Source organism: Cobetia marina (assembly GCF_001720485.1).
Lineage (GTDB): Bacteria > Pseudomonadota > Gammaproteobacteria > Pseudomonadales > Halomonadaceae > Cobetia > Cobetia marina.
This window is the reverse complement of sequence record NZ_CP017114.1, coordinates 3,393,376-3,406,539: the sequence shown is the minus strand read 5'-3', so window position 1 is coordinate 3,406,539 and position 13,164 is coordinate 3,393,376. Positions and strand designations below refer to the sequence as shown.

At 63.6% G+C, this 13,164-nt stretch carries 13 protein-coding genes; 6 read left to right on the top strand and 7 right to left on the bottom strand.

Annotation, left to right across the window (positions count from 1 at the left end; all coding sequences use genetic code 11):
- The first annotated feature begins 5 nt into the window (after positions 1-5).
- Positions 6-362, top strand: a complete 357-nt coding sequence (locus tag BFX80_RS14400) for a GIY-YIG nuclease family protein (RefSeq protein WP_084209261.1) — start codon at positions 6-8, stop codon at positions 360-362.
- 78 nt (positions 363-440) lie between these two features.
- On the opposite strand, the gene BFX80_RS14395 is transcribed toward BFX80_RS14400, so the two are convergent.
- Complete coding sequence (locus tag BFX80_RS14395; RefSeq protein ID WP_077371416.1) at positions 441-1,742, bottom strand: NAD(P)/FAD-dependent oxidoreductase; 1,302 nt, start codon at positions 1,740-1,742, stop codon at positions 441-443.
- A 292-nt stretch (positions 1,743-2,034) separates the two neighbouring features.
- On the opposite strand from BFX80_RS14395, the gene BFX80_RS14390 reads away from it, so the two are divergent.
- The 5 genes from BFX80_RS14390 to trpC all read left to right on the top strand — a co-directional run bounded on the left by BFX80_RS14390 (position 2,035) and on the right by trpC (position 7,358).
- Positions 2,035-2,856: a phosphoglycolate phosphatase gene (locus tag BFX80_RS14390; protein WP_394327508.1), complete on the top strand. Its 822-nt coding sequence runs from the start codon at positions 2,035-2,037 to the stop codon at positions 2,854-2,856.
- Positions 2,857-2,963: 107 nt separating this feature from the next.
- Complete coding sequence (gene trpE / locus BFX80_RS14385) at positions 2,964-4,451, top strand: anthranilate synthase component I (protein WP_077373081.1); 1,488 nt, start codon at positions 2,964-2,966, stop codon at positions 4,449-4,451.
- A 322-nt stretch (positions 4,452-4,773) separates the two neighbouring features.
- Positions 4,774-5,409 (top strand): anthranilate synthase component II, encoded by a 636-nt coding sequence (locus tag BFX80_RS14380; protein WP_240499586.1) that lies wholly within the window; start codon positions 4,774-4,776, stop codon positions 5,407-5,409.
- 75 nt (positions 5,410-5,484) lie between these two features.
- Complete coding sequence (gene trpD, locus BFX80_RS14375; RefSeq protein WP_084209260.1) at positions 5,485-6,531, top strand: anthranilate phosphoribosyltransferase; 1,047 nt, start codon at positions 5,485-5,487, stop codon at positions 6,529-6,531.
- Entirely contained in the window at positions 6,531-7,358 is an 828-nt protein-coding gene (trpC, locus tag BFX80_RS14370) for an indole-3-glycerol phosphate synthase TrpC (protein ID WP_084209259.1), read from the top strand. The genes trpD and trpC overlap by 1 nt, the downstream gene beginning before the upstream one ends.
- A gap of 189 nt (positions 7,359-7,547) precedes the next feature.
- Here the strand turns inward: trpC and BFX80_RS14365 are convergent, their stop codons facing one another.
- The 6 genes from BFX80_RS14365 to ugpA form a co-directional block, all read right to left on the bottom strand.
- Entirely contained in the window at positions 7,548-8,357 is an 810-nt protein-coding gene (locus BFX80_RS14365; RefSeq protein ID WP_084209799.1) for an HAD-IIB family hydrolase, read from the bottom strand.
- Positions 8,358-8,412: 55 nt separating this feature from the next.
- Positions 8,413-9,198: a DeoR/GlpR family DNA-binding transcription regulator gene (locus BFX80_RS14360; RefSeq protein ID WP_167593051.1), complete on the bottom strand. Its 786-nt coding sequence runs from the start codon at positions 9,196-9,198 to the stop codon at positions 8,413-8,415.
- A gap of 7 nt (positions 9,199-9,205) precedes the next feature.
- Positions 9,206-9,997 (bottom strand): glycerophosphoryl diester phosphodiesterase, encoded by a 792-nt coding sequence (locus tag BFX80_RS14355; RefSeq protein WP_084209257.1) that lies wholly within the window; start codon positions 9,995-9,997, stop codon positions 9,206-9,208.
- Positions 9,998-10,189: 192 nt separating this feature from the next.
- Positions 10,190-11,299, bottom strand: coding sequence for a sn-glycerol-3-phosphate import ATP-binding protein UgpC (locus BFX80_RS14350; protein WP_084209798.1), 1,110 nt, complete (start codon positions 11,297-11,299; stop codon positions 10,190-10,192).
- Positions 11,300-11,430: 131 nt separating this feature from the next.
- Positions 11,431-12,276 (bottom strand): sn-glycerol-3-phosphate ABC transporter permease UgpE, encoded by an 846-nt coding sequence (ugpE, locus tag BFX80_RS14345; protein ID WP_084209256.1) that lies wholly within the window; start codon positions 12,274-12,276, stop codon positions 11,431-11,433.
- A complete protein-coding gene (gene ugpA / locus BFX80_RS14340) occupies positions 12,276-13,151 on the bottom strand; it encodes a sn-glycerol-3-phosphate ABC transporter permease UgpA (RefSeq protein WP_077371440.1) in 876 nt (291 codons plus the stop codon). Before ugpA ends, ugpE begins: the two co-directional genes overlap by 1 nt.
- Between the last annotated feature and the right edge of the window lie 13 nt (positions 13,152-13,164).

Genomic DNA, 13,164 nt, shown 5'->3' with positions numbered 1-13,164 from the left:
CGGCCATGCCGGAAGCGACTGTGCCGGAAGCGACTGTGCCGGGAGAACCGCGTGTCGCGGACGCGGCGGCGCAGACGGGCGAGACGCCATCCGAGTGGTGGCTGTATGTCCTCGAGACGGCCCAGGGGCGCCTCTATACCGGCATCAGTACCGATGTGACGCGTCGCCTGAGCGAGCATGCCGGCGGCAAGCGGGGCGCGCGTGCCCTGCGTGGCAAGGGGCCCTTGACGTTGTGTTATCAACAGGCGGTCGGGGATCGCTCGCGGGCACTCAAGCTCGAGTACCGCGTCAAGCAGCTGAGTGTCTCCGCCAAGCGGCGCCTGATTGCCGGCGAACTGACGCTGGAGAGCCTGCTCGGGTAAGTGCCTGAACGCACAAGTGCCTGAACGAAAACGCCCCCGACGGAGACCGTCGGGGGCGTTTTCGTTCTGAACAGGTGATCAGTGCAGCTTCATCTTCGGACGCAGGTAGCGATTCAGGCCATCCACGATCACGGTCATGCCGGTCTTGATCACGCCGTGGATCGCCATCTGGTGCATGCGATACAGCGAGGCGTAGAAGAACTTGGCCAGGCGGCCTTCGATGAACAACGAGCGCGCGGAGGCGCCGCGCATCAGCGAGCCGACGGCATCGAAATGCGCCAGCGAGATCAGCGAGCCGTGATCCTTGAACACGAATTCCTTCAGCGGCTTGTTGTCCATTGCCGCACGCAGATTCTTGACCATCAGACTGGCCTGCTGGTGAGCGGCCTGGGCGCGTGGCGGCACGCGCTTGTCATCCGGCTGCGGGCAGCTGGCGCAATCGCCGAGCGCGAAGATGGCGTCATCGTCGATGCTCTGCATGGTCTGGTGGACCTTGACCTGGTGGTTGCGCTCGGTGGACAGGCCCAGCTCCGACAGGAAGGACGGCGCCCGGATACCGGCGGCCCATACGCTCAGATCCGCCTCGATCAGAGTGCCATCGGCCGTGGTGATGCCGCGTTCGTCGGCACAGGTCACGCGGGTGTCAGTGTGGATGTCCACACCGAGCCGGGTCAGCTCCTTGGCGACCGGCTTGCCGATGCGCTCCGGCAGGGCCGGCAGGATGCGGGGAGCGGCCTCGATCAGATGCACCTTGACCTGACGATCCTCCAGCGAGGAGAAGCCATAGCTGTGCAGCATCTTTGAGGCATCGAACAGCTCGGCGGACAGTTCGACCCCGGTCGCGCCGGCGCCGATGATGGCGACGTTGAGCTGCTGGCGCTCACACTTGTCGCCATTGGCGCTGAAGCGCAGGAAGGTGTCGAGCATGTCGCGACGGAACTTCTCGGCCTGCTGCGGGCTGTCCAGGAAGTGACAGTGCTCAGCGACGCCCTGGGTACCGAAGTCGTTGGACACGCTGCCCAGCGACAGCACCAGATAGTCATAGCTCAGGGTGCGCGAGGGCAGCAGTACGGTGCCGTTGGCATCGTGGATGGCCGCCAGTGTCAGCTGCTTCTCTTCGCGCTCCAGGCTTTCGAGAGTCCCGCGTTGGAACTTGTAGCCGTGGGCCTTGGAATGGCCCTGGTAGGACACCTCATCAAGACCGGAATCCAGCACGCCGGTGGCCACTTCGTGCAGCAGAGGCTTCCAGATATGCGTGGAATTGCGATCGATGAGGATGATTTCGGCTTTCTTCTTGCGACCCAGCTTGTGGCCAAGCTTGGTGACAAGTTCCAGACCGCCGGCGCCACCGCCGACAACCACGATGCGGGGAATAGCCATGGAGAGCTCCTGAGAGTGACAAGATCGAAAAGGACAAGCAGAAACTGGCTGTCGCCGGAGCGTCGGGTTGCGCGATTTTTCGTTGTCACTGGCGCCACACCCGGAGGGACGGTCGACTGAATGGCGCTATGGTAACGTGACCGCTGGCGTGCTAATAGTGGCAGGGTGAAGGAATGTAATTTTTTTACGGATTTTTCCAACAAAACAGATGAAACCATGCGTTGCGTGGATGAATGGCGGACGATTCTCGTCCCGTGACAGCCGGATTCAGCGAGTGATCTCAGGAGGCCAGGTGAGCGAAAAGACGGTAATGCAGACTTCCGACGAGGCGTCTGTCCAGACCGCGTCTCATTCCACTTCCACGCCCTGCGATACCGCGCGTGGCGGGGACGCTCTCGGGCCCCGACCCGAGCAGGTACAGAGCCTCGATCACGGGCTGGCGCATCCGGCATTGCGGGGCATCAAGATGGTGGCCTTCGATCTGGATGGCACCTTGATCGACTCGGTGCCGGATCTTGCCAACGCGATCGACAGGATGCTGGTCGATGAAGGCTTGTCGGCACTCGGGGAAGACCGCGTGCGCGACTTCGTCGGCAATGGCGCGCGGGTGCTGGTGGAGCGAGCGCTTGAGGCGCATGGTCTGGCGACGGATGATCTGACGCGGGTCGAGCGCGCGCATCAGTGCTTCCTGGCGCATTACGCCGCGGACCCCAGCTCGCGTACACGGCTATATCCCGGTGCGCGTGACTGTCTGGAGGGGTTGCATCAGGCCGGTGTGGTCGTGGTGCTGATCACCAACAAGCCGGAAACCTTCATCGAACCGCTGCTCTCGCATTTCTCGCTGGCGGAATACTTCGCGCTGGCGTTGGGGGGCGACAGCCTGCCGACGCGCAAGCCGGACCCCGCACCGTTGCTGTTCGCGGCCGAGCGCCTGGGGGTCGCGCCGCGGGAGGCGTTGATGGTCGGGGATTCACGTCACGATATCGCGGCAGGTCGCGTCGCCGGTTTCCGGACGCTGGCGGTGCCCTACGGCTACAACCACGGTGAGCCGATCGCGCGCAGTCATCCGGATCACATCGTCGAGTCCCTGGCCGAGCTGGTCGTCGCAGGCTGAGCCTGCCAGACAGCGCTGCCGCCACCGGCACGCGATGATAGACTGACGCCAGACAAGCCGGTCGCGTACCGGCAACGCCCCCTCCGTGGAAGGAACTGCAGGTCATGATGACCCCACAACACTTCGCTGAACTGGCCGAGGCAGGCTACAACCGCATTCCCGTTACTCGTGACGTGCTGGCGGACCTCGACACACCGCTGTCCACCTATCTCAAACTGGCTGACATGCCGTGGACCTTCCTGCTGGAGTCCGTGCAGGGCGGCGAGAAGTGGGGGCGCTATTCGATCATCGGCTTGCCGTGCCGTGAGCGCATCGAGGTGCGTGGTCAGGTCGTGGCGCACCTGGTCAATGGCGAGCAGACCGGCATGACCGAGGTGGAAGATCCGCTCGAGTGGATCGAGCAGTTCCAGACGCGCTTCCGGGTGCCGGTCATCGAGGGCGCACCGCGCTTCAATGGCGGGCTGGTCGGCTACTTCGGCTATGACACCGTGCGCTACATCGAACCGCGCCTGCGGGGCGTCGAGAAGCCGGACCCGCTGGGCGTGCCGGATATCCTGTTGATGGTGGCCGACGAGCTGGTGATCTTCGACAATCTCTCTGGCCGCCTGACGTTGCTGACCCATGCCGACCCCGAGACACCCAATGCCTTCGAGGCAGCCTGCGAGCGTCTCGAGCGCCTCGAGATCCAGCTGCGCAGCGCCACGCTGAATACCGTCAGCCCCGGTACCGGAGGTGATCCGGTCCAGGAGACCGATTTCACTTCCGGCTTCACCGAGGAAGGCTTCAAGGGCGCGGTCGAGAAGATCAAGGAATACGTGCTGGCCGGTGATGTCATGCAGTGCGTGCCGTCCCAGCGCATGTCGATTCCCTACCGTGCCGCGCCGTTGGATCTCTATCGTGCGCTGCGCAGTCTGAATCCCTCGCCGTACATGTTCTTCTTCAATCTGGATGATCATCACGTCATCGGCTCGTCGCCCGAGATTCTCTCGCGTCTCGAGGATGGTGAAGTCGCGGTGCGTCCCATTGCCGGGACGCGCGTACGCGGTGCCACCGAAGAGGAGGATCTGGCGCTCGAGAAGGATCTGCTCTCGGACCCCAAGGAAATCGCCGAGCACCTGATGCTGATCGACCTGGGCCGCAACGATGCCGGGCGCATCAGTCAGACCGGTAGCGTCAAGGTGACGGACCAGATGGTGGTGGAACGCTACTCCCACGTCATGCACATCGTCTCCAACGTCACCGGCAAGCTGAAGGAAGGGCTGGGGCCGATGGACGTGCTGCGTGCCACCTTCCCGGCGGGCACGCTGTCCGGCGCGCCGAAGATTCGCGCCATGGAGATCATCGACGAGCTGGAGCCGGTCAAGCGTGGCATCTACTCGGGGGCGGTGGGCTATCTCTCCTGGCACGGCAACATGGATACCGCGATCGCGATCCGTACCGCCGTGCTCAAGGATCAGGTGCTTCACGTCCAGGCCGGTGCCGGGGTGGTCGCGGATTCCGTCCCGCAGTCCGAGTGGGACGAGACCCTCAACAAGGGGCGTGCGCTGTTCCGTGCCGTGGCGATGGCGGAGCGTGGCCTGGACAACCTGGACTGAATGCCGCGCCATGCACGACAGGGAGTGGCCCGGCGGCCTTGCGGGGCCGCTCCCTGCAATGTCGCATGTGATTGACACTCCCAACGGCTCAACGCACTATTGACCCATGACGCTACGTAACCCGCACGACCTCAACCAGCAGTGGTGGCGCTCCTGACAACGGGGCGGCTTTCGCATGTCTGAAGTTCGAGGACGTACGACCAGAAGAATGCCGCCGACCAGGGCGGCATTTTTGTTGCTGGACGGCGGGAACGACACCAAAGGAGGGCGGGCAGGCCGGTGAATCACGGCACGGATCCGCTCCCGAGAATGGACACTGACCATGCAGGCATTCACTTCGCAGGACGCCAGCGCGCCACGCGTGCTGATGATCGACAACTTTGACAGCTTCACCTACAACATCGTCCAGTATCTGAGCGAGCTTGGGGCCGAAGTGCTGACCGTGCGCAATGACGCCATCACGCTCGAGCAGATCGAGGTGCTCGGTGCCACGCATCTGGTGTTGGGGCCAGGGCCGTGCACGCCCAATGAGGCCGGGATTACCCTGGACGTCATCCGTCACTTTGCCGGCAAGCTGCCGATCCTGGGGGTCTGTCTCGGCCATCAGGCCATCGGTCAGGTCTACGGTGGCAAGGTGGTGCGTGCCCCTCAGGTGATGCATGGCAAGACCTCCGCCGTCCATCACGACAACAGTGGCGTCTTCAGGGCGTTGGCCGAGCCGCTGGAAGTCACGCGTTATCACTCGCTGGTCGTCGAGCGCGACAGCCTGCCTGAGTGTCTTGTCGTCACCAGCTGGACGGGAGATGACGATGTCACCCCGCAGCTGATCATGGGGCTGCGCCATCGCGAGCTTGATGTCGAGGGTGTGCAGTTCCACCCCGAGTCGATCCTCACATTGCAGGGTCATGAGCTTCTGGCTAACTTCCTGCGTCGCGGCGAGGTCGAGAAAGCCGCTTGAGCGGATGCAGATCGCAAGAGTCATATTTCATTTTCATGCGTCAGCCGCCGAGGCTGGCGTCTGCGGAGACACAACATGCAGATGCGTGAGGCGATTGGCGCCGTGATGCGCCGCCAGCACCTGAGCTACGACGACACTCATGCGGTCATGACGGCCATCATGACCGGCGAGGCAACCCAGGCGCAGATAGGGGCGCTGTTGATGGCCCTGTCGATGAAAGGCGAGACTGTCGATGAGCTGGCCGCTGCCGCGCAGGTGATGCGTGAATTGATGACGCGAGTCACGGTGCGCGCCACCGATGCGGTGGACATCGTGGGTACCGGCGGAGATGGGGCCAATCTGTTCAATGTGTCCACTGCCGCAAGTTTCGTCGTGGCCGCCGCCGGTGGGCATGTGGCCAAGCATGGCAACCGCAGTGTCTCCTCGTCGTCCGGCAGTGCGGATCTGCTCGAATCGGCTGGCATCCATCTGGCGCTGAATGCCGAACAGGTCGCGCGCTGCATCGATGATATCGGGGTCGGCTTCATGTTCGCGCCCAATCATCATGCTGCCATGAAGCACGTGATCGGTCCGCGTCGCGAGATGGGGGTGCGCACCATGTTCAACATCCTGGGTCCGCTGACCAATCCGGCTGGCGCTACCCGTCAGGTGCTCGGCGTGTATGACCCCGCGCTGGTGCCGCTGATGGCCGAGGTGCTCAAGCGTCTCGGGGCCGAGCATGTGCTGGTGGTGCACAGCGATGACGGTCTGGACGAGATCTCGCTGGCGGCGCCGACCTTGGTCAATGAGCTCAAGGATGGCGAGATCCGCGAATACCGCATCGCGCCGGAAGACTTCGGTATCGCGCGCCAGTCGCTGGATTCGCTGGCAGTCGCGACGTCTGCCGACAGTTTGAAGCTGGTGCAGCAGGCGCTGCGCGGAGACGAGGGGCCGGCCAGCGATATCGTGGCGCTCAATGCCGGCGCGGCCCTGTACGTGGCCGGTATCGCAGACAGTCTCAAGGAAGGCGTCAATATTGCCGAGGACGTGCAGGCCAGCAAGCTGCCCTTCGAGAAGATGAAGGAGCTTGCCGATTTCACCCGTGTCTACGCCCAGGTCAATGATGAAGGAGCGACCCGCTGATGAGTACCGAGCAACAGACGACTGACAAGGCGCTGCCGACCATCCTGGCCAGAATTCTGGCGCGCAAGGAAGAGGAGATCGCCGAGCGCAGTGCGGCGGTGGGCGAGGCGGATCTTCAGACGCTGATCGAGAAGCAGAGTGCGCCGCGTGGTTTCATCAAGGCGCTGACATCTCGTATCGATCGCGGTGAGCCGGCCATCATCGCCGAGGTGAAGAAGGCCTCTCCCTCCAAGGGCGTGATCCGTGAAGACTTCGCGCCGGCCGAGATCGCCGTGGCATATGAGCAGGCCGGCGCTGCCTGCCTGTCGGTGCTGACCGATGCCGACTTCTTCCAGGGGCATGAGGACTTCATGATCGAGGCGCGCGACGCCGTCTCGATCCCGGTGATCCGCAAGGACTTCATCATTCATCCCTATCAGGTGCTCGAGGCGCGTGCCATCGGTGCCGACTGCATTCTGCTGATCGTCGCGGCACTGGACGATGCACGCCTGAGTGCTCTGCATGATCAGGCGCGAGAGCTGGGCATGGATGTGCTGGTCGAGGTGCATGATGGCGAGGAGCTCAAGCGTGCGCTGGCGCTGGGGATCGAGCTGGTCGGAATCAACAACCGTGATCTGCGTAGCTTCGAGACCTCACTGGAGACGACGCTGGACCTGTTGACCGACATGCCATCGGGAGTGCGCGTCGTGACCGAATCAGGTATCCACACCCGTGAAAATGTGGCGAAGATGCGTGACCGTGGTGTCCACGGCTTCCTGGTGGGCGAGGCCTTCATGCGCTTCGAAGACCCGGGTGAAGGCTTGCGTGGGCTGTTCTTTCCACAGTAGGCAGTCTGTTCTTTGTTGATATTGTTATCTTTCAGATAACAAAAGCCCGTCTCGGAATGCCGAGGCGGGCTTTTTCATGTCGTCAGGTCAAGCTTGGTGAGCTCAGTCCGACGGGCACAGTTCGACGGGCTCAGCTCGAAGGACTCGGTCTGGCAGGCTCAGTACGACAAGTGCAGCCGCTCGGCAGTCTCAGTGTCCGCTGTCGATGGCTGCATGTGACCCGAGCAGGGCATCGGCGATTTCCTCGACCCCGGCGCCATGACCGTGGCGGGTCAGCCAGGCGGGCTCCCAGCCCAGCGCTGCACGATGCTTGAGGATATTGGCGACGCCCACGGTATGCCGGAAGGTAGCGAACATCGGCGCGTCATTGGGGGCATCGCCGACGTACATCACCTCCTGTTCCAGTTGCATGCGGTCCAGTCCGAAGGTCTCGGTCAGGACACGCACGGCCATGCGTGCCTTGTCGAAGTCACCCTGCCAGGCATTGATATGGATGGAGCTGGCACGCGCCTGAATGCCGGCGGCCGTGAAGCCGGCGATGATGGCGTGGATCTGTGCCTGCGACAGCGGGCTGACGGCCTGACAGTGGTCCACCGCGACATCCGCGTAGCGGAAGGGCTGGTCCTGGGCCAGTGCGGCCTGGGGATGGTTGAGCAGCAGCTGGCGCGCCACCGTCATCACATGGCGTTGACGCGCGCGAAGACGTGCTTCGTCCTCCCACCAGGTCGTGAGTATCCGCTGCCCCTGGCGCTGAAAGGCGAAGGCGCCGTTCTCCCCGATCACGGCGGCCACTGGCCAGGCCCTGGCGATATGATCGCACCAGCCGGCACAGCCGCCCGTGACCGGAATGACCTTGATGCCGGCTGCCTCCAGGCGCTCGAGTGCCGCCAATGTCGAGGCATCGAGTCGCCCTTCCCGGGTGAGGGTGTCATCGATGTCGGTCAGCAGGTAGCGAATGCCGGACAGGGTGGTGGCTGGGCAGTGAGCGAAGGCTTGCATGGTGATTCCGATCATCCTCGTGAGCGGTGGGCCACAGGGGCGGGGGCTGAGTGATTCATTGGCGGTACATCACCTGCAGTGAGTGAGCCTCCGCCTCGGTCAACGCCATCTGGTGCTCGCTGGCGTGTGGGGGGCTGTCGGTGATCAGCAGATCGATATCGGTGAGCGGGCCGATCCGGCACATGGCGGCACGCCCCCACTTGCTGGCATCGGTGACCAGGATGCGGCGTCTGGCATGCCTGAGCAGGGCGCGACTGACGGCGGCCTCTTCAGGGTCGAAATCCAGCAGCCCCTCGGCATCCAGCCCGCCACATCCCAGCACGGCGATGTCCACCTGATGCCGGGTGAAGAAGGCCACGGTGGCGCTGCCGACCACATCGAGATCCCGAGGGCGAAGCTGGCCCTCGGCAAGCTGCACGCTGACATCCGGGTGGCTGGAAAGCGCTTGTGCCACCTGCAGGTTGTTGGTGATCACGCGCAGGCCGCGCCGGGCGATCAGTGCCTCGGCGACAGCCACCACGCTGGTGCCGATTCCCAGTGCCAGCGAGGCGCCATCGGGTATCTCGGCGACGACCTGGGCCGCCATGGCCTGCTTGGCCGGTCTCGCCAGCATGCTGCGCTGGGTGTGGCCCAGATTGTGTCCACCCAGCGGACGTTCGATGCCGCCATGACGCCGTCGCGCCAGTCCGAGATCACACAGCACGCCGAGATCGCGGCGTATGGTCTGCGGTGTGACCTCGAAGTCCACGGCCAGCGGCTCGACGCTCAACTGGCCGTCTCGCGCCAGGCGCTCGAGAATGCGCAGCTGGCGCGGGCTCAATGTCTCCAGTGACTGGCTCATGGCGATCTCACGACAAGGTGCGTTCGGTACAGGGAGACTGCGCAAGGTCCTGCTCGGAGAAGATACCGGGGTCATCGCTGATGACGGCACTGACCCCCCAGGCCCAGCGAGGGGAGAAGGCCGCGGCATCGTTGGGCGTGTAGCAGAGCAGCTTGCGCTGGGTGGCCGTGACGCGACTCGCCGCGACACGTGTCAGTGCACGCCAGTCCGCATGTACGGTGACTGCCTTCACGTCCTCGGCCAATGCCTCCCAGTCGTCAGGAATGGCGTCGTAGAGCAGCCCGATCAGCACCTTGCCGTCACGTTCCCGGCTCATGCGCAGGGCTTGCGGGTCGAATGACGAGAGAATCAGCCGCCCGACGGGCAGCGCCTCGACCGCCAGGGGCACGACTTTCTCGACCAGTGCTCGAGTGTCGTGCCCCGGACTCAGCTTGAGCTCGAGATTGAGCCCCATGCCCAGCGAGGCGATCAATGCCAGGGCTTCCTCGAGTGTCGCCATGCGTTCCCCGGCAAAGCGGGCACTGAACCAGCTGCCCACATCCAGCGCCCGAGCCGCTGCCAGATCCAGGTTTCTCAGCCGCCCACGCCCATCGGAGCAACGATTGACGCTGGCATCGTGCCAGATGACAGGAGTGCCATCCTTGAGCAGCTGGACATCCAGCTCCACCCATTGGTGGCCGGCCTCATGGGCGGCGCGGATGGCGCTGAGCGTGTTTTCCGGTGCATAGGCGGACAACCCGCGGTGAGCGATGGCCATTGGCAATGCAAGCGATGTGCCGTGGGAGAAAGATGATGACATCGATGAACCTCGTTGGTGGATGGTGTCAGGCTCGACGCGTCAGGACGAGCACCCGGCGTGTCCTTGTTACCATCCGATGATGACGCTACGGGGGCAATCACTTTTGTGTGCATGTGCCTTTCGCGACAGGTTCCGCTCCAGGCCCTGCTGCAGGTTTCGTTGTGGCGACTCGTGCGCAGGCCAGGTGCTCCATCACTCGTGAGTTGCCAGGCGCTTGCCATCCGCACCGAACAGATGCGCGCGTGCGGGCGGAATGGCCAGGCGCAGGCATTGCTCCTCGGCGACGGCGTGCTCGCCGTCCAGTCTCACCACCAGCGGCTCCGCCTGGCCGTCCAGTCGGCAGTACGCCAGGGTGTCCGCGCCCAGTGGCTCGACCAGCTCGATGCGGGCCACAAGCTCCGCGGCACCCGGTGGCAGCGGGCTGTCCGGCTGCAGAACCTCGAGATGTTCCGGGCGGATGCCCAACGTCAGTGCGGCGTCCATGGGAGTCGCCTCGTGTTCTCTGGCCGCCGGTCGCAATGCCAGGCGCGCGCCGCAGGGCAGCGAGAGGCCTGCCTCCGTACGGGTGGCGCTCAGGAAGTTCATGGCAGGCGAGCCGATGAAGCCGGCGACGAACTGGCTGGCGGGTCGGTCATAGAGCGCCATCGGCGTGCCGAACTGTTCGACGTGGCCGCCATTCATCACCACCAGGCGGTCTGCCAGGGTCATGGCCTCGGTCTGGTCATGGGTGACATAGACGGAGGTGACCTTGAGGCGTTTTTGCAGACGGCGGATCTCGAGGCGCATCTGCACGCGCAGCTTGGCATCGAGATTCGAGAGCGGCTCATCGAACAGGAAGACCTGCGGCTTGCGCACGATGGCGCGCCCCATGGCGACGCGCTGACGCTGGCCGCCGGAGAGCTGCTTGGGACGACGATCGAGCAGCTCGGTCAGGCCCAGCAGTTCGGCGGCCTCGCTGACGCGATGCTGGATCTCGTCCTTGGGCGTGCGACGGTTCCTGAGGCCGTAGGCCATGTTGTCGAACACGCTCATGTGCGGGTAGAGCGCATAGTTCTGGAACACCATCGCGATATCGCGCTCGGCGGGCTCCAGGTCATTGACGCGCTTGCCGTTGATCTCCAGGTCGCCTTCGGAGATATCCTCGAGCCCCGCCAGGGTGCGCAGCAGGGTGGACTTGCCGCACCCGGAAGGGCCGACGATGACGATCAGCTCGCCCTCACCGAACTCCAGGTCGATGCCGTGCAGGGCCTGGTAGCCATTGGGGTACTGCTTCTTGAGCTGCTTGAGTGTCAGTGTTGCCATGAGATGAATATCCAAAGCGGTGCCGTGACAGGCGTGAGAGCGGCCCATCACGGCGGAACGGAATCAGGTGGCCGGGCGCAAGGCGTCAGGTAAAAGGAGCGCGAATCACGAGGTGCCGGGGCGAGAGGAGGTCACTTCTCGCTGTCCACCAGCCCCTTGATGAAGTAGCGCTGCATGAACAGGATCACCAGCACCGGCGGCCCCATGGCCAGCAGCGTGGTGGCGGTGACGTCCTGCCACGGCACCAGGCCGTCGCCGGTGGTCAACATGCGCTTGAGGCTGACGACGATGGTCAGGTAGTCGGCATCCGTGGTGATCAGCAGCGGCCACAGGTACTGATTCCAGCCGTAGATGAACATGATCACGAACAGTGCCGCGATGTTGGTCTTCGACAGCGGCAGCAGAATGTCCTTGAGGAAGCGCCACGGCCCGGCGCCATCGATGCGTGCCGCCTCGACCAGTTCGGCCGGGATGGTCAGATAGAACTGGCGCAGCAGGAAGGTCGCGGTAGCGCTGGCGATCAGCGGCAGGATCAGGCCTGCATAGCTGTCCAGCATGTTGAGGTCGGCCACCACCTTGAAGGTCGGCAGGATGCGCACCTCCACCGGCAACATCAGGGTGATGAAGATCAGCCAGAAGCACAGCTTGCGGAAGCGGAACTCGAAGAACACGATCGCATAGGCCGCCAGTACCGAGATGATGATCTTGCCGATGGCGATGCCCAGTGCCATCAGCATCGAATTGAACAGCAAGGTCATCACGTCGGCGCCGAGACTGCTGACGGGGTCTTCCAGCAGGTGGCGGTAGTTGTCGAATCCTGCCTCGCCTATCCAGACGGGGGCGACGTTGGAGTAGAGGTCGCCCATCTCGTGGGTGCTGGCGCTGAAGGCGATCCACACCGGCAGGAAGAACAGCGCGCAGCCGACGATCAAGAGCGCATGGCTTGCGATATCAAGCCCGGGACGGTTGTAGCGCATCAGTACTGCACCTTCTTCTCGACATACTTGAACTGGATCAGCGTCAGCACACCGACGATGACCATCAACAACACCGACTGGGCGGCACTCGACCCCAGATCCTGACCGACGAAACCGTCTTCATACACCTTGTAGACCAGGGTGCGCGTCGAGCCGCCCGGACCACCCGAGGTGGTGGCATCGATGGTGCCGAAGGTCTCGAAGAAGGCGTAGACCACGTTCATCACCAGCAGAAAGAAACTGGTCGGGGAGAGCAGCGGGAAGGTGATGGTCCAGAAACGTCGCCAGGGGCCGGCGCGATCCATGGCGGCCGCTTCCAGCAGGCTCTTGGGGATCGCCTGGAGACCTGCGAGGAAGAACACGAAGTTGTAGCTCATCTGTTTCCAGATCGAGGCCAGTACCACCAGCAGCATGGCCTGGTTGCCGTTGAGGTTGTGATTCCAGTCGATGCCGATGGCGGACAGCAGTTCCGGCAGGATGCCGAGCGTCGGGTCGAACAGGAACAGCCACAGGACGCCGGCCACGGCAGGCGCGACGGCATAGGGCCAGATGAGGAAGGTCTTGTAGGTGCTGGCGCCACGCAGCACGCGGTCTGCCAGCACGGCCAGCCCAAGGGCGAGTGCCATGGCGCCGAAGGCGACGGCAAAGGAGAAGTAGACCGTCGTCCACAGGGTTTCCAGATATTCCGCTTCGCCGAGGACCGCGAGGAAGTTGGCAAGTCCGGCAAATTCACGTGAAAGCCCGAAGGCATCCTCGATATAGAAAGCCTGTTCGATGGCCTGCAGGGCCGGCCAGAAGAAGAACACGCCGACGATGATCAGCTGGGGGGCCAGCAGGATCCATGGCGTGAAGGGATGTCGATTGAAATGGGCCATGCAGCAGAGGTCT